This window comes from Natrinema sp. H-ect4, from assembly GCF_041894845.1.
GTDB lineage: Archaea > Halobacteriota > Halobacteria > Halobacteriales > Natrialbaceae > Natrinema.
In genome coordinates, this window is record NZ_JBHDYC010000005.1 from 15,978 (window position 1) to 32,818 (window position 16,841).

Sequence of the window (16,841 nt, forward strand, 5' to 3'; positions counted from 1 at the left end):
ACGACGAGCAGCGTCCCGACGACGGCATGGCACCCGCCAGCAAACCGCTGACCGACGGCGGCACGCTAACCGGCGGCGAATCCGGACGGAGCCAGGACCGGGAGCGAACGGGCAACGCCGTCATGAACTGGATGGAGAACCTGAGCGAAGCGGCGTACGCGTACCTGCTATTGCTGCCCGCGTTCGCCTTGCTGACGCTGATCGCGTTCTACCCGCTGATCCGGACGTTCGTCATCTCGCTCCGGGCCAACCAGACGCGGGGGTTGGAGCCGCTTGGCGCGTTCGTCGGCATCGAAAACTACGTCGACATTCTCACCGGGAACGCGCGGCTGGCTCGACAGTTCCTCGACGTCGGCTTGACGTCGTCGTTCCCCTTCGTCGAACTCGGCACCCCGTTCTTCCAGCAGGCGCTGTTCGTCACGCTCGCGTTCGCGGTCATCAGCGTCGTCGTCGAGACGGTGGTCGGATTCGGCCAAGCCTACGTGCTCGATCAGGACTTCAGGGGCCGACGCTGGGTCCGCGTGGCGATCATCCTCCCGTGGGCAGTGCCGATTGTCATTCAGGGGATGATTTTCTTCTTGCTGTTCCAGCCGACGGTCGGATTCGGTTCCGACCTCATGCAGAGTCTCGGCATCTTTAGTGCGACGCCGCTGGCGAACAGCCGGGACGCGTTCATCATCATCCTCGTGGCCGACATCTGGAAGTCCTCGGCGTTCATGGCCCTGCTGATCCTCGCGGGACTCCAGAGCGTCGATCGGAGTCTGTACGATGTCGCGCGCGTAGCAGGGGCCTCACCGTGGCAGCGGTTCAAACTGATCACGCTTCCGCTGATAATGCCGGCGCTGTTGGTCGCAATGTTGTTCCGAACGATGGACGCGATGCGAGTCTTCGGGCTGATCGAATCGACGGCCGGCTGTACCACCGTACCGTCGCTGAGCTGTCTCGTCGTCGAGGCGATGTTCGGCGGGACGCGCATCTACGCGACGGCCGCCGCCGTGGCGTTCGCGACGGCGCTGGTGATCGGCCTGATTATCGGCGGCTACGTGCTGCTCTTCCGCGACACCGAAGGAGGGATGTACTGATGACCGATCCGAGAGATTCCACCGATCCGAACGGTAGCGGCGGTATCGGCGACGGCGGGGACGATCAACCACGTGATCCACCCCTCCGCCGGCCCGATGGCGGCGAGCCGACGGACCGGTCCGCGGGCCGCCCCGACGGCGGCACGAACGTCCTCGAGGACGCCCGCGAGGCTGAACTCGATCGAGGTCCGCTCCAGCAGTGGGTCTCCGACTCCATCTCCCACCCCGAGCGAGTGTACCGTGCGATGTTCTACGTCGCGGCGATCTTCTTTCTCTTTACGACCCTGTTTCCCTTCTACTGGCTGCTCATGGTCGCGCTGACGCCCGAGGGACAGCTCCAGGACATCGTCTTCACCCCCAACGGCTTCAATCCTGACGCGTTCATCGAGGTCTTCGAGGTCGTCCCCTTCCACGTCTACATGTTCAACAGCTTCGTGATCGCGCTGGCCTCGACGGTCGTCGTCCTCGTCATCGCCAGCCTCGCGGGCTACGCCTTCGGCCGCCTCGAGTTCCCCGGCCGGACGCCGCTCATGTTGCTCGTGCTGGTCATTTCCTTTTTCCCGCCAGCGGCCTTCTTCATCCCGCTGAACGACCTCTTCAACACTTCGTTTTTCTTCCTCGAGCCGATCACCGGCGACGGGACACTCTACAACACACCCTTCGCCCTCGTGACACCGCTGTCGGCGATCTTCATGCCGCTGGCGATCTTCATCCTCACGACGTTCTACTCGCAGATTCCCGACGGGCTCGAGGACGCGGCCCGCGTCGAGGGAACGACTCGGCTGGGCGCGCTGTTCCGCGTCATCATCCCGCTGTCGGCACCCGGCGTCGCGACCGCCGGCGTGCTGACGTTCATCGCGGTCTACAACGAGTTCTTCTTCTCGTTCCTGATGACGGACGGCCAGCCCGAAAACTGGGCACCGATCCTCGATGGCATCCTCGCCTATCAGGGGCAGTACCAGGTGCTGTACAACCTCATGGCCGCGGCGAGCATCCTCGGGGTCATCCCCGTTGCGATCCTCGTGGTCATCGCACAGGAAAAGATCGTCAGCGGACTGACTGCCGGCGCGCTCAAAGAGTAACACAATGGCACGAGTACGACTCGAGAACATCACGAAACGGTACGGAGAGGAAACGGCGGTCGAGGACGTCAGCCTCGAGGTCGAAGACGGCGAGTTCGTCACCTTCGTCGGCCCGTCGGGCTGTGGGAAGTCGACGACCATGGAGACCGTCGCGGGGCTGACGACACCCTCGGAGGGACGGGTGTACATCGGCGACGACGAGGTCACCAACCTCGCCCCGAAAGACCGGGGCGTCGCGATGGTCTTCCAGAACATCGCGCTGTTTCCCCACATGGACGTCTACGAGAATATCTCCTTCGGACTGCGGCTCCGGAAGTACGACGACGAGGAGGTCCGGCGTCGCGTCGAGCAGGCCGCCGACATCGTCCAGCTCGAGGGGATGCTCGATCGGATGCCGGCCGATATGTCCGGCGGCCAGCAACAGCGGGTCGGCATCGCCCGCGCGATCGTTCGCAACCCGGACGTGTTCCTGATGGACGAGCCGCTGGCAAACCTCGACGCGAAGCTTCGGGTGCACATGCGGACCGAGCTCCAGCGCCTTCACCGGGAACTCGACGCGACGGTCATCTACGTCACCCACGATCAGGCCGAGGCGATGACGATGTCCAACCGGATCGCCGTCCTGAACGACGGTAAACTCCAGCAGATCGCGCCGCCGCTCGTCTGTTACAACGAACCGACGAACCTGTTCGTCGCAGGCTTCATCGGCTCGCCGTCGATGAACTTCGCCGAGGGCGAACTCGTCGAAAACGGCCTCGAGACGAACAACTTCACCGTCGATCTCGATCCGACGCGGATTCCGGACGTGACAGTCGGCGACGCCATCACGCTGGGGGTCAGGCCGGAGGACGTCCATCTGACCCGTTACGCCGACTCGCTCGCTGCGCCGACGGCACCGATCGACGCCCGGACCGACGTCCTCGAGCCGATGGGAGACGAGGTCTTCATCTACCTGTTACTCGCCGAGGCCGAGGCCGAGACGGGGTCGATGGACAAAGATGCCGCGACGTCACCGAATCAGCTGCTGATGAGCGTCACCCCCGATACGGATATCGAAGCGGGTCAGGACGTCGAGGTCGTGCTGGATCGATCGAAGATTCACCTCTTCGATACCGCCACCGGAGAGGCGCTGCTTCACGGCCTGACTGACTCCCCGGATCGCGAGTCCGGCACCACTCGGACGGAAGCGGACAGCTAGTCCCCCGTTCATCGATGGTTGAGACGGTCTGGTGTCACCGTGTCCCGACCCACCCCATGGCGGGTCGCGGGTGGCCGGAACTGACTGACGGGAGTCCGTATGAGACGGGAAATCGGACAACCGCTCTCGGATTCCCGTCGAGTTGGAACGGTACCGACACTATCGGCTCCGCTGACGACTCGGTCCCCAACCGGCTCTCACCGAGTTCCAGTTGGTCCCCGTGCCTCGTTTGGCAACGGACCGAAGTCCTTCGAGCGAGAATATTCGATATAGCGCCACAGGGTGTATCAGACTGGTGCGAGACGAACGACGGCAGTTCCAGAATCACAGGAAAATGACATCGAACCGAGCAGATATCGAAACTGGTATCGTCGGGCTGGGAAACATCGGCCAGTACCACGCCGAGCGACTCGTGGAACTCGGCGTCACGCTGGCCGGTGGAATGGACATCGCCGCCGAAGCTCGAACGCGCTTTGCCAGACGGTACGACGTTGACGTCTACGACGAACACCACGAGTTGTACGACGCCGTCGACGCCGTCATCATCACGACGCCGAACAAATACCACGAGGAGTACGCGGTCGACGCCCTCGAGCGGGATTTGCATGTCCTACTCGAGAAACCGCTGGGCCACTCGATCGAAAGCGCAGAACGGATCGCGGACGCCGCCGCCGCGTCGAAGGGGTACGCGATGGTCGGGTTCAACAACCGGTTTGCCAACACCGTCCGGATCGTGAAAAACCGCATCGAGCGAGGCGAGCTCGGTGACGTTTCCCACGTCGAAGCGAACTACGTTCGGCGGCGCGGGATTCCGGGGCGGGGGTCGTGGTTCACCCGGCGACGGATCGCCGGGGGCGGCGCGCTCATCGATCTCGGCGTCCACGCTATCGACCTCGCGCTGTATCTGCTCGGCTACCCCGACGTGACGGAAGTCAGCGGCGTCGCACGGAGCGAGTTCGGCTCCCGCGAGGAGTACGCCTATCTCGACATGTGGGCCGACGACGCGGGAGCGGACGGCTTCGACGTCGACGACTCCGCCAGCGCCTTCATCCGCTGTGCGGGGAATCGAACGATTTCGCTCGAGGTCGCCTGGGCGACCAACCGACCGGCGACCCACGAGTTCGTCGCCCGCGGGACCGACGCGGCAGCCCGGTTCGACCTCCTCGAGGGCGACCTCTCCATCTATTCGGCGAGCAAGGACGGTCCCGACCATCTCGAGGATACGACGATCGAAACGCGACAGAACGATACCCACACGGACGAACAGCGGGCGTTTTTCGACCGGATCGTCGGCGATGGCGGGCCCGTCAACAGTGTCGAGGAAGCGCTTACGGTCCAGCGGATCATCGATGGCATCTATCGCTCGAGCGAGGAGGAACGGACGTACACGATCGACGAAGTGAACGACTCGAGCGAATAGCCGCGTCTGGTCCGCCGTTTGCCACCGAGATCAATCGGTACGAGCCGACAGCCGCGGTGACAGCACCGAAGCGAAACGCGAACGGGTGGCCGCACCGACGGGGCGGTTTCGTGCACGACGTTTACGTCGCGGAGTCACCAACGGTTGGATATGGAAACGCCTCCCGAACTGAAAGACGTCGCCGGCGACGGGGACGAGATCACGATCAGTAACCGCGAGTACGACGACGAGAGCATCATCGCCGTTGATTTCGGTCCGACCGGCGAGCACCCGTCGGTCGACGTCGTCGACGACACGGCGATCGTTACCGTCGGCGGAAGACAGTTCGAGTTCGACGTGCCGACGGAAGCGAGCGACGTGATCGTCAACGACGGGGTTTTGACGATCAAAGGCTGACCCTCGAAGGCAGACCCGTTGTACGGCGATCGTTCGATACCCGGACGAAGCACTGCGACGACCGATGCTCGCCGGCCCCCGTTTTATTGCTCCGGCAGTGGTCGCTCCCCTCATGGAGATCGGCGTTCATACCCCACCGCTGGCCGACGAACCGCTCGAGAGCGCGCTCCCCTACCTCGACGGGATCGGCGTCGGAGCGATCGAGCCGGGCGTCGGCGGGCATCCCGGTCAGGACCACATTACGCGGGCCGAGTATCTCGACAACGAGACCAGACAGGCCGAGCTCCGCGACCTGCTCGCGGAGTACGAGATGCGGATCAGCGCGCTCGCGACCCACAACAACCCGCTCCATCCCGACGACGAGCGGGCCGAGGAAGCCGATACCGAACTCCGAGAGGCGATCCGCCTGGCCGCCCAGCTTGAGGTCGGAACCATCACCTGTTTCTCGGGACTGCCGGCGGGGAGTCCGACCGACGAGACCCCGAACTGGATCACCGCACCCTGGCCGCCCCAACACGCCGAAGCCCTCGAGTACCAGTGGGAGCGGGCGATCGAGTACTGGGGCAAGATCGCCGAGTACGCCGACGATCACGGGATCGACGTGGCGATCGAGATGCACCCGAACATGCTGATCTATGAACCCCACGGGATGGCGCGACTGCGCGAGGAGACCGGCGAGCGGATCGGCGCGAACGTCGATCCCTCGCATCTCTACTGGCAGGGGATCACGATCACCGACGCGATCCGATATCTGGGCGAGCGCCAGGCGATCCACCACGTCCACGCCAAGGACACCAGAATTTACGACGCAAAGGCCCGCGAAAAGGGCGTACTGGATACGACGCCGTACACCGACGAGCCGAATCGGTCCTGGCTCTTTCGGTCGGTCGGCTACGGCCATGGCGAATCCCACTGGAAGGATATCGTCTCGACGCTTCGCATGATCGGCTACGACGGCGCCCTGAGCATCGAACACGAGGACTCGCTAACCAGCTCCCGGGAGGGCCTCGAGAAGGCGGTCAACCTGCTCGAGCGGGCGGTCTTCGAAACGCAACCCGGGGAGGCACACTGGGCCGAATGACCCGAACCGGGGCTACTCTTCGATCGGGCTGTTGACGGAGTCGTCGGCCGAGCGATCGCGGACCTCAACGTCGCTGCCGTCGCGAACGACTAGCTCGTAGCCCTCGTACTCGAGTCGGACCACCACGCTGCTGGCGGTACCGGCGGTGGTAGTGAACAGTTCGTCGAGCGCTTCCGGGTTGACGACCGTAAACAGCGGATCGTACGCCGGCGGCTCGACGTCGGTGACGTCGACACCGTCGCGCGCTGCGATGGCCTCGATGATAGCCTGGGACGGCGGGATCGTCCCGTCAGGCGTCGACGTATTGTCCAGATAGGACATACCTGTCTCTTTGGTAGTCCCGCTGATAAGGGTGATGGCAAATATATGTAACTGATACGTAGCAATTATATCCACGTAGCGGAGTGATTACGGCCTCTCGGACGAAGCGGCCGGCGATTCCGCCGGTAAACGACCACAGGTCGGCTGACCCGTGGAACTCTCGCTGTTCGCTTTAGACGTCCCCCTCACCCCGCGCTCGCTCGAACAGTTCGATCGCCCGCTCCCGTCGATCGGCGTGTTCGACGATCGGTGCCGGATACGCCGGCGCGATTCGCTCCCGCTCGGCTGGCTCGAGGTCGTGCCAGCCGTGAATCTCGTCGGCGCTCGCCTCGCCGAGTTCGGAAACGTACTCACGGACGTACTCGCCGTCGGGATCGTACTCGCGGCCCTGCTTCATCGGATTGAACACGCGGAAGTACGGCTGGGCGTCGGTACCGGTCGACCCGGCCCACTGCCAGCCGCCGACATCGTTCGCGGTGTCGTGGTCGGCGAGTAGCCGCCGGAACCAGTCGTATCCCGCCCGCCAGTCCGTCAGCAAGTCTTTCGTCAGAAAGGAGGCGACGAGCATCCGCACGCGGTTGTGCATCCACCCCTCCGCGCGGAGCTGCCGCATCCCGGCGTCGACGATGGGATACCCCGTCTTGCCGGCCTTCCACGCCTCGATTTCGTCGGGATCGTTGCGCCACTCGATCTCGTTCGCGTAGCCGCTGAAGTTCTCGACGACTGTCTCTGGATTGAACGCGAGCACGTGTGCGTAGAACTCGCGCCACGCGAGTTGGCGCTGGAACTCGCGGACGCTCTCGCGGTCGTCGGCCGTCTCGGCTTGCTCGGCGGCCTGCTCCGTGGCCGCGTACAGTTCCCGCGGACCGATCGTCCCCCACTTGCAGTGGGGAGAGAGCCGCGACGTCCCGTCAGTGGCCGGATAGTCGCGCTCTGCGGCGTAGCGGTAAATCGGCCCGTCACAGAAGTCCTCGACTCGCTCTCGAGCGGCCGTCGTCGTTACGGTGGGCGGCGAGGCCGCGGGTTCGTCGAATCCGAGTTCCGCGAGCGACGGAATCGTCTCGCCGGAAACGGTCGCGAAATCGGTCCCAGCAGGCTCGTCCGCAGGTACCCGCTTCTCGCGATCGCGCCACTTCGTCCAGAAGTACGAAAAGACCGAGTAATGCTCACCCTGGTTTGGCGAGATCGACCCCGGTTCGTGGTGGATCGAATCGTGGACCGACTCGCAGTTGACGCCGTCGTCTGCGAGCGCCGCCCGAACAGCCCAGTCACGCTCGCGCGCGAGACCGCTGTAGTCCTCGTTCCAGACGACGCTCGACGCGTCGTACTCGGCGGCGACGTCGGGGACGACCCCGCTTGCCTCCCCGCGCTCGACGATCAGATCGCTCCCGTACTCCCGATACCGAGACCGCAGGTCGTGGAGCGCCTCGAGCAGGCACGCGACCCGCACCGGCGACGCGTGCTCGAGAACGGTCGGGTCAAGGACGAAAAGCGGAACGATTGGCTCGTCGATCGACGCGGCGCATGCGAGCCCGCGGTTGTCGACCGTCCGAAGGTCCCGCCGGTGCCAGTGAACGATCACGGTCGGAGTACGGATTCGAGAGCCGAAAGTACCGGGGTGCTGGCAACCCGCGAGCGTCAGTGCGACTCGAGTGGCGAGTCGTATCGCATCTCGAGCGGGAGGATGGCGTCGCGACGATCGCAGGTACCAACGAGACCGCGGAACAACCATCGTGGATACCAGCGAGACTGCAGAAATACGACTGCCACCGGACCGTTGCAGTCTTCGACTATTGCTTCGTATCGGTGGGTTCGAGAAGCCGATCGATCGCCGAGCGAAAGCCCGGGCTCTCGTGGTACCACAGCCAGCAACCGACGCCCGCGGTAAGTAGCGAGCCGGCGATCATCCCGAGCGTTGCAGTCAGGTACGCGGTCGACCCGTCGCCGGAGACGGCGAAGACGTTCGCGGGGTTGTCGTGAATGAAAAAGAAGTACACGACGAACCACGCGTTCGTGAGCAGCGTCGAGACCAGCACCGGCGCGCCGTACGCGTAGTTGCGCGCCCAGATCAGGCCGATCGCAACCAGCGGCCCGAGCAGTCCGACGATGGCGATAAACGCCGGTTGCCCCTGTGTGAGCGGGGCGTCGACCGTCGACAGCCCTATCCCGAACAACCCACAGAGCACGAGGTAGATGAGAAACGGCGTCGTGACGATGAGTCGTTGATCCACATCGTATCGTGGTCACCTGTTCATCTTAACTGTTATTACCAGTGACTCTATCAGAGCCCTGGTCGGTGATCGGTCAACTGCAAGCGGGAGATCAACCGACCTCGACCGATAGGTCGGCTGATCGCGAACGGCAAGACTACCGACCGCGAACGGCAAGACAATCAACCGCGAACGGTGACTCGACCGTGCTCGAGTCCCCAACGTTGTCCCGTACCCGCGACCGAACGGGGACGATTAAGACGCCTCGAGCGAGATGTCTGTCACGATGACAGCCGAGTCTGTCACGCGCATCGATATCGGCGGAGACTCGCCGGAGGGGACCAACAGCGCGTACCTCGTCGACGACCGCGCCGTCGTCGACCCCGGGCCGCCGACCGACCGCGCCTGGCGCGACCTCCGCGAAGGACTCGAGCGCGCCGACGTTTCGCTCCGTGATCTCGAGGCCGTTCTCGTCACGCACTGGCACGCCGATCACGCCGGCCTCGCGCCGCGACTCGCGACGGCCGCCGACGCGACGCTCGCGATGGGAGCGGGCGATGCTCCGCTGGTCGCCGACTACGCGGCCGAACGCGCACGCCGCCTCGAGCGCGACGCCGAGACGATGCGCCGCTGGGGCGTTCCGGACCGCACCGTCGAACGGGTCATCAGCGGTGATACGGTCTCCGCGATGCCCGACGAAATCGCCGTCGGACGACTCCGGGACGGACAGACGATCGCGGGGCTCGAGGTTGTCGCGACACCGGGTCACACGCTGGGTCACACCGCCTTCGCCGGCGAGGGGTTCCTGTTGGTCGGTGACGCAATGCTGCCGACGACCACACCCAACGTCGGGGGCAGCGATACCCGAACCATCCGGTCCGGCGGGAGCCGTGCTCAGTCGGCTCCCGACGGCGACGGTGCGATACTTGACCGCAATCCGCTCGCGACGTTTCGCGGGGCGCTCGAGCGACTCGACGATCGCTCGGAGCGGCTGCTGCCGGGCCACGGCACTGTCGTCACACCCGGTCGCGTCGAATCGATTCTTACCCATCACGACGAGCGGTCCCGACGGGTATTCGAAGCACTCGAGCGTCACGAACCGGCGACGCCGTGGGAACTCGCCCGTGACCTGTTCGGCGACCTCGAGGGCGTTCACGTCAAGTTCGGTGCTGGCGAAGCCGCGGCCCACCTCCGGGCGCTCGAGCGAGAGGGGCGGATCGAACGGACGACTGACGATCCGGTTCGGTACGAATCCACCAGCAAGCGTCGGTAACGCGTGAGCGCCACCCGAGAGTATAGGGATCGATTACCACAGGAATCGAACGCCGATAACGTATCAATTTCCGTGTCTTTCACGGTACGAAGGGGATAACAAATTGTGGTATTCGCAACCGAACGGCCATGAGGAGCCAGGAACAATCGAACGGCACCGCACGGTCGACGATCCGGAACGCGCTCGAGTCGGTCTTTCGCCGAAGCGACGATCAGACAGTCATCGAGGAGTGTCGACGCTGTGGCACGACGCTCGAGTCGGTGTCGACGTGTCCGTCCTGTGGCGGAAGCGACATCGTCGAATATCGGATTCGGTAACGACCGTCCGCGAGAGACGAGCGATCGGAGTCACTGGAGAGTTACCGCGAGCCGACGGGAATTCCGTCGATGTCTATCGAATCCCGGCGGCCGTCGAGCACCGCGAACCGCTCGTCGCGGCGCGACTCGAGCCAGTAGAGGAGGCGTTCGGCCCACTCGAGTTTGTGAGCCTTCGCGGGGTCGACCGCCGGATCGTCGAAATCCCAGCCGACGAACTCGAGGCGCGCGGCGCCGACGTGGTCGGCGAGAAACGCCGCGCGGTCGCCGTCGGTGAAGCCGCCGACGTTTCGGACCGGGCCGCGAGGCGCGGCCTGCGTCGTCGGGAGGACGTACGCGCCGTCGCAATCGGGGACGACGTCGCGAATCGCGGCGAGATTATCGCCGTGGCCGTGGACAGCAACCGGAGTGCCCCGAGCCGTGAGTCGCTCGACGGTGTCGGGGTTCTTGTCGAGATCGGTCACCATGCAGTCGACGTCGATGCCGTGGCTCGCGAGCGTGTCGACAGCCGTCGACGCGGCGAGGACGACATCGGCCTCGCGCGCTCGCTCGAGGTCCCGCTCGGTCTCGAGCGACGGGCCCGCTCCGGCGATAGCGGCGGTCGCTCCGCCAACGAACGAGAGGTCGGCGAGATCGAACGACTTCTCGAGAAGCGACGCGAGGAGATCGCGTCCTCGTTCGTCACCGGCACGATCGTAGCCGAAATCGCTGCAGATCGCCTCGTAGACGGGCTCCCACTCGTCGAACTCCATGCTCGGTCTCATCGCGCTATCGGTTTGTGTGTTCGGTCTCGATCCCGCGTTTCCGGTCATCCGGCGTGGGGTGTCGAATATAGTATGTGTGCCGAGTACCGGGTGTGGGCTCTCGGCCAGCAGGTCGGTTTCCTCGCGTGGGCGATGGTGTCGTCACTGGTCGGTGTAAGACCACAATAATTCCGTGTTGTGGGCCGGGGGTCGCCTCCAAAGTACCCCTACCCGGGAGGCCGCCCGGCGTCCAATCTCCCTTTTCGAAGCATCCGGCATAAGCTTTCTCTTAACGCAGCACCCCTGACAGCTTCCGTCCGATACCACTGAGACTGTCATTTTTGGCCGTGAGATTGGTGGCAACGTCAGAAATCGCATCTGTCGACCCCACGATCACGCAGCTCCCGCCGGTCACCCGTCGGACGACCGCGCCGTGCTCGAGTGCGACCGTCGTAAGCCGGTCGATCGCGTCGGGTGCGAGGCCGTCGATCTCGAGGAGTTGGGGCTGCCAGTCGCCGGCGATCGCGGGATCGATGCCGCGTTCCCGGAGCTGCGTTCGAAACTCCCGGGTGGAGTGGACGTCCAGTTGCGAGATCGTGAGTCCGTCCGCGGTGACGCTCGCGCGCTCGGTGAACGCCTTCCCGATCAGGGCTGCGTCCCGCGTTTCGGCCACATCGTGGGTCCGGATCACGTGCGCACCGCGTTCGACAGCCATCGCCGTCGCCGCGAGGCTGACCGGGAGTCGCTCCTCGGTCTTCCGGTCTGCGATCTCGCCGAGGAAGTTCTTCCGGTTGATCGAGACCAGCATCGGTCGCCCGAGCGCGCGAAACTCCCGGAGCCGTCGGAACGTCTCGCGATCGTCCTCGAGCGTCTGGGCCTCGCTCCACCCGCCGAACGCGGGGTCGATGATCGTCTTGTCGGTCAGCCCGTTCTGTTTCGACGCCTCGTAGACCTGATCGACGTAGTCGGCTGCTTGCGCCCACTCGGGCGACTTTCGAGCGGCCCAGTCGGTTTCTTCGACGGCTCCCGGTCGCTGGAGATCCGGCGGGCTCGCCATCTTCGCGACGGCGACGTCGTACTCCTCGCAGACCCGCGGCATCTCGGGGTCGGCGAAGCCACAGATGTCGTTGACCATGTCGAACCCCTGCGAGAGGGCCTCGTCGGCGACCTCGGCGTAGCGCGTCTCGATCGAGAAGATCGCGTCCCCGGAGACGCTCTCGATCGTGTCGAGCGCGACGTGTAGCCGCTCGAGTTCCTCGTCGGCCGAGAGCACGTCGAAGCGTTTGTTCGCGGACTCGAGGCCGATATCCACGATGTCGGCCCCTTCTCCGATTAGCTCCTCGTCGACGTAGCGAGCCGCCTCGCCGGGATCGTCGAAGACGCTCGGATCGTAGGGAGACTCCTCGCTGACGTTCAGTACGCCCATGATCCGGGGCGGGTAGTCGTCTCCGATCCCCAGACCGGCGGCGTCGACGCTGTTCATACCCGGACTGTGAAAGCGAGACAAAAAGATATCGCGGTTCCGGCGAGCCGGAGCGCAGCGAGCAGTACGCGGGAGTGAGCGAGGTCTACTCCTCGTCCTCGAGCACTGCCAGCCGCGAGTCCCGCAGGAGCACTTTCTTGACGATCGAGGGGTTCTCGAGCAGACGGTGTTTTGCGTGTGCGCCGCGGCCGCGGCCGCGTCCCTCGCGCTCGGACTGGATCACGTTGAGGAAGTTCTGTTCCTGCAGGATCTCTTGGACGCGGCGCTCGGAGAGGACGTCGAAATCGAGCCGGCGGGCGATCTCCTTGTACTGGTTGTAGATGATCTTCGTCGTGAACTCCTTTTCCGAACTGTTCTCCGTCAGCAGCGTTAGCGAGTAGAGGATCGCCTTGGCCTGCTGGGGAGAGCCCTCGATCAGTTCGTTGAACCGGTCGGCCTCGGTCTTCTCCTTGGCGTCGCGGACGTGATCCGCGGTCACTCGCGTGTCGCTTCGCTTCTTCGCGATCCGGCCAGCGTTCCGGAGGATGTCGATCGCCTTGCGCGCATCGCCGTGTTCCTGGGCGGCGAGTGCGGCCGTGAGCGGGATCACGTCATCCGAAAGGACGCCATCGTGGAACGCATCGCGGCGTTTCTCGAGGATCTCGACGAGCTGATTCGCATCGTACGGTGAGAAGACGAGTTCGTCCCGCGAGAGGCTCGACTTGACGCGTTCGGAGAGGTGGTCGGGGAAATCTATCTTGTTCGAGATGCCGATGATACCGATGCTCGAGTCCGAGATTCGTCGGTTTTCGCCGGCCCGCGAGAGTTTGCGGAGGACCTCGTCGTCCTCGAGCATGTCGATCTCGTCGAGGATAACGATGGTGACGTCGGTGCAGTGGTCGATGGACTGCCAGAGACGCTTGTAGTAGTCGCCGGTTCCCAGCCCCCGATCGGGGACGGTAACCCCGCTGGAGTCGGGGTCGTTGACGATCTGGGCGATCGTCTTGACGATTGACGCCTCCGTATTTTGCTCGCCGCAGTCGATAAAGGCGTACTTGACGGTGACGTCGTCGTGCTGGGCCTCGGTGATCACGCGCTGGGTGACCGATCGCGAGATGAGGGATTTCCCGGTGCCGGTCTTGCCGAAGATAAACAGGTGGTTCGGCTCGCTTCCGAAGACTGCCGGGTTCAGGGCGTCCGCAACACGTTGCATCTGCTCGTCGCGACCGACGATCCGATCGGGGCCTGGGAGGTGCGTGATCTCGAGCAGGCGCTCGTCGGCGAAGACCGGATCGTCGTACCGGAAGAGCGGGTCTCGATCGTCGTTGGCGGACATTGCGGTACCGCGCCCCTTCCAACTGAATTGAAATAAAGGTGTGGGGATCGATCGCGGATGTAAATACCCCGACAGAGCGACTCGAGTGGAACCTCGCGGCCGCATAACCAAAATTCGCCCTGAACGCCTGCCTCGCGCTTCTAACCGTCGAAGATGACCGCCACCCACCACGGACACCCCCGTCGCGGATGTAAAGCTCGTGCGCTCGACCGGCTAACGACCGTGCTATACCCGGTTTCGGTGGGAAGATCTCGTTCGACGAACGAGGACAGGATCCACATGAATACGGCGAACGAGGGCTCAAAGGACCGAACGAGCAATTCGTCGATCACTTCACGGGGCCCACACCCCCCTCGCGTTTGTAACGGGAATAATGGAGGGGTGGTCAAGTATTATATCCGAACTTCCACACTTTTGGACTTCATCTGGCCCGATTTACATCCGCGGCACTGGTGTGTTCCAAGGAGAGACCTCCACACGTATATCGCCTTACAAACGCGAGGGGGGTGTGTCCCTCTCTCACTCTCTACGAGATCAGTACCTGCTACTCGAGAACCGCCACTGGTCCAATCGGACACACGCGCTATCGCTTCTCAGAGATGCAGTATCACTGGCAGTCACAATGGGGCCGTTCTTCGCAATCGAACCGCTATTCAGAATAGAGCCGACAGGCACGAGATTCCTATCGTCGTCAATATAGTCCCGTTCTAGTCTAGTTCTAGCCTAGACTAGAACTAGCTAGAGTAGTGAAGGGAGAAAGAAAGAGAGTGAAGAGAGCAAATGTAACAGGAAGAGCACTCCAATCGCAAAACCGAGACGGCTAGCATTCCCGAGACGTGAACGCGTTCTTTTTGCGTTCGCGCTCGGTACTCCGTCTATGAACGCGTCAATCGTCACAGCACCGGCGTCACGGCTCACACTCACCGTCGGGACGGAACCCGAACTGTCACCGGAAACACTTCGTCCGAAATTCTCGTCATCGACGCCCCAATGACCGACGAATCGATCCCGGACAGATCGCTTCCGAGTCGAACGACGCCGGCGGTTGCGGTCGTCGACGCCCAGTCGCCAGGCAACGTCGGAACCATCGCTCGCGCGATGAAGAACTTCGGCTTCGAGGATCTCCTGCTCATCGATCCGCCGACACTCGACCCCGACGGGGAAGCGTACGGCTTCGCAGGGCACGCTCGAGAGGACGTCCTCCCGAACGCCGACGAGATCAGTTTCGACTCGCTCGTCAAGAACTACCACACGATCGGTTGTACGGCCGTCACGAACGAAGACGATCACAGCCACATGCGGTTTCCCTATTCAACGCCCGCCGAGCTGGCCGATCGGCTGCCGACCGTCGAATCACCGACCGCGCTCGTGTTCGGTCGCGAGCGCGTCGGCCTGACGAACGCGGAACTCGCACAGATCGACGAGATCTGTTCGATCCCCGCGAACGCTGACTATCCCGTCCTCAACCTCGGGCAGGCGGCCACGATCACGCTCTACGAACTCCGGTCACTGACCCTCGACGAGACGCAGTTGCCCGCCCTCGAGCGCGTCCGTGCCCCCGAGCCGACCGTCGATCGGCTCTACGACCAGTGGGCGGCCCTGCTCGAGGAGATCAATCGCCCCGAGGAGAAACGCGACAAGACGATGCGCATGCTCCGGCGGGTGTTCGGTCGGGCCGACCTGACCGAGCGTGAGGCGAACACGCTGCTGGGACTTCTCCGTCGGGCGACCGAACGGCCTGCCGAGGACTGATTCCTCGAGCGAGACTTGTCAAATCAGCCACCACAGCCGCTCTCGAGGGCCAGTACAGTAATACGTTCCCAGTAACCACCACTACTGGATGACCGACCTTTGCCGACGAAACGCACTGAGTCTACTGGGTGGTGGGATGGCGCTTCTGGCCGGTTGTTCAGAGTCGTCAAACGGGAACGGCAACGGTACCGAAGACAGTACCGAGAGTGACTCGATCGACGGCAATCTCCCGTCGTACGCCTCGATGCTCCCGACGAACGAGCGCTCGGAGTACTTTTACGGAGCGATCGACGTCGAAACCATGAACACCCTACTCGACGACGAGGGTGCCGAGGCCGGCCGGGAACCGACGGATCCGCTCGTCGGCAATCCGGTCGTCGTCGCGCTCCTCTGTTCGTTCGGTGTCCAGCAACTCGTCGACTCGGCCGGGCGCAACGCGTACACCGAAAACAACGAGACGGCCGACGGCGAAGAACAGTTCGTCTACGCCGACGGCGTCTACGCGTTCGTCGGCTCGTACGACCGAACCGGCCTCGAGACGGACCTCGAGGCTGCGAGCTATACCGTCGAGAGCGAAGGGGACGCGTACGTCGTCTACACCGACAGCGAGAGCGACGAGGTCGTCGGCGTCTCCGGCGGCGTGTACGCGTACTCATACCCGAACGGAGCCGATTCCGAATTCGATCCGGTCGCGGCCGTCGAACGAACGGTCGCGACGGCGGCCGGCAATCGAGAGCCCAAACACGAGGCGGACGAGGACTTCGACCGCCTGCTCCGCGCCGGCGAGAACGGCGGGATCGCGTGTTGTCTGTACACCGACAGTGACGAGTTCGCCGCGGAGACCCTTTCGAACGATCAAGCGGCCGACGATGACGGCCTCCAGTTCGAATTCGGATCCGTCGAGGGATCCCACGGCGTCCACCAGCAACTCGCAGTGACCGGGAGCGACGCGACTGCAAACGCCGTCGTCACCTACGGCAGCGAGGATCGCGTCGACGAAGCCCGCCTCAAATCGTCGTTGGGAACGGAGGCGGAGACGGTTGATTTCGTCACGAACGGCTCGAGGGTCGACATCGAAGCCGAGTACGGCGGGGAGTTCGCTCGCGAGTAGTCACAAGTCCCCGGCGGTTCGTTTCCCCCGCAGTTCATTTCAGGCCGGCTCGGTTTCCGA

Annotated in this window: 16 protein-coding genes; 10 read left to right on the forward strand and 6 right to left on the reverse strand. The window is 63.8% G+C overall.

Annotated elements, in window-relative coordinates:
- Window positions 1-26: 26 nt before the first annotated feature.
- The 6 genes from ACEWFR_RS08245 to ACEWFR_RS08270 all read left to right on the forward strand — a co-directional run bounded on the left by ACEWFR_RS08245 (window position 27) and on the right by ACEWFR_RS08270 (window position 6,259).
- Window positions 27-1,082 (forward strand): carbohydrate ABC transporter permease, encoded by a 1,056-nt coding sequence (locus tag ACEWFR_RS08245; RefSeq protein WP_374060750.1) that lies wholly within the window; start codon window positions 27-29, stop codon window positions 1,080-1,082.
- The gene (locus ACEWFR_RS08250) at window positions 1,082-2,164 is read left to right on the forward strand and encodes a carbohydrate ABC transporter permease (protein ID WP_374060576.1); all 1,083 of its coding nucleotides are present in this window, start codon (window positions 1,082-1,084) and stop codon (window positions 2,162-2,164) included. The genes ACEWFR_RS08245 and ACEWFR_RS08250 overlap by 1 nt, the downstream gene beginning before the upstream one ends.
- A 4-nt stretch (window positions 2,165-2,168) precedes the next feature.
- Window positions 2,169-3,362: an ABC transporter ATP-binding protein gene (locus ACEWFR_RS08255; RefSeq protein WP_374060577.1), complete on the forward strand. Its 1,194-nt coding sequence runs from the start codon at window positions 2,169-2,171 to the stop codon at window positions 3,360-3,362.
- 295 nt (window positions 3,363-3,657) lie between these two features.
- Window positions 3,658-4,782: a Gfo/Idh/MocA family protein gene (locus ACEWFR_RS08260; protein ID WP_374060578.1), complete on the forward strand. Its 1,125-nt coding sequence runs from the start codon at window positions 3,658-3,660 to the stop codon at window positions 4,780-4,782.
- Between the two features lie 150 nt (window positions 4,783-4,932).
- Complete coding sequence (locus ACEWFR_RS08265; protein WP_374060579.1) at window positions 4,933-5,178, forward strand: hypothetical protein; 246 nt, start codon at window positions 4,933-4,935, stop codon at window positions 5,176-5,178.
- A 112-nt stretch (window positions 5,179-5,290) separates the two neighbouring features.
- Window positions 5,291-6,259 (forward strand): sugar phosphate isomerase/epimerase family protein, encoded by a 969-nt coding sequence (locus ACEWFR_RS08270; RefSeq protein ID WP_374060580.1) that lies wholly within the window; start codon window positions 5,291-5,293, stop codon window positions 6,257-6,259.
- 12 nt (window positions 6,260-6,271) lie between these two features.
- Here ACEWFR_RS08270 and ACEWFR_RS08275 read toward each other — a convergent pair whose 3' ends face one another.
- The 3 genes from ACEWFR_RS08275 to ACEWFR_RS08285 form a co-directional block, all read right to left on the reverse strand.
- Window positions 6,272-6,580, reverse strand: a complete 309-nt coding sequence (locus tag ACEWFR_RS08275) for a HalOD1 output domain-containing protein (RefSeq protein ID WP_374060581.1) — start codon at window positions 6,578-6,580, stop codon at window positions 6,272-6,274.
- Window positions 6,581-6,752: 172 nt separating this feature from the next.
- A complete protein-coding gene (locus ACEWFR_RS08280; protein WP_374060582.1) occupies window positions 6,753-8,162 on the reverse strand; it encodes a deoxyribodipyrimidine photo-lyase in 1,410 nt (469 codons plus the stop codon).
- 208 nt (window positions 8,163-8,370) lie between these two features.
- The gene (locus ACEWFR_RS08285; RefSeq protein WP_374060583.1) at window positions 8,371-8,811 is read right to left on the reverse strand and encodes a hypothetical protein; all 441 of its coding nucleotides are present in this window, start codon (window positions 8,809-8,811) and stop codon (window positions 8,371-8,373) included.
- Between the two features lie 265 nt (window positions 8,812-9,076).
- Here ACEWFR_RS08285 and ACEWFR_RS08290 point away from each other — a divergent pair, with 265 nt between their 5' ends.
- Both ACEWFR_RS08290 and ACEWFR_RS08295 read left to right on the forward strand, forming a co-directional pair.
- Entirely contained in the window at window positions 9,077-10,063 is a 987-nt protein-coding gene (locus ACEWFR_RS08290) for an MBL fold metallo-hydrolase (RefSeq protein WP_374060584.1), read from the forward strand.
- Window positions 10,064-10,191: 128 nt separating this feature from the next.
- Window positions 10,192-10,380 (forward strand): hypothetical protein, encoded by a 189-nt coding sequence (locus tag ACEWFR_RS08295; protein WP_374060585.1) that lies wholly within the window; start codon window positions 10,192-10,194, stop codon window positions 10,378-10,380.
- A gap of 41 nt (window positions 10,381-10,421) precedes the next feature.
- On the opposite strand, the gene ACEWFR_RS08300 is transcribed toward ACEWFR_RS08295, so the two are convergent.
- From ACEWFR_RS08300 to ACEWFR_RS08310, 3 genes are all read right to left on the reverse strand, one after another.
- The gene (locus ACEWFR_RS08300) at window positions 10,422-11,129 is read right to left on the reverse strand and encodes a 6-hydroxymethylpterin diphosphokinase MptE-like protein (RefSeq protein WP_374060586.1); all 708 of its coding nucleotides are present in this window, start codon (window positions 11,127-11,129) and stop codon (window positions 10,422-10,424) included.
- A gap of 280 nt (window positions 11,130-11,409) precedes the next feature.
- Window positions 11,410-12,603 carry a dihydropteroate synthase gene (gene folP / locus ACEWFR_RS08305; protein WP_374060587.1) on the reverse strand — a complete coding sequence of 398 codons (1,194 nt, stop codon included), beginning with the start codon at window positions 12,601-12,603 and terminating at the stop codon, window positions 11,410-11,412.
- A gap of 85 nt (window positions 12,604-12,688) precedes the next feature.
- Window positions 12,689-13,918: a Cdc6/Cdc18 family protein gene (locus ACEWFR_RS08310; protein ID WP_098727104.1), complete on the reverse strand. Its 1,230-nt coding sequence runs from the start codon at window positions 13,916-13,918 to the stop codon at window positions 12,689-12,691.
- 990 nt (window positions 13,919-14,908) lie between these two features.
- On the opposite strand from ACEWFR_RS08310, the gene ACEWFR_RS08315 reads away from it, so the two are divergent.
- Window positions 14,909-15,670 (forward strand): RNA methyltransferase, encoded by a 762-nt coding sequence (locus ACEWFR_RS08315; RefSeq protein ID WP_374060588.1) that lies wholly within the window; start codon window positions 14,909-14,911, stop codon window positions 15,668-15,670.
- Window positions 15,671-15,758: 88 nt separating this feature from the next.
- Entirely contained in the window at window positions 15,759-16,781 is a 1,023-nt protein-coding gene (locus ACEWFR_RS08320) for a hypothetical protein (protein ID WP_374060589.1), read from the forward strand.
- The last annotated feature ends 60 nt before the right edge of the window (window positions 16,782-16,841 follow it).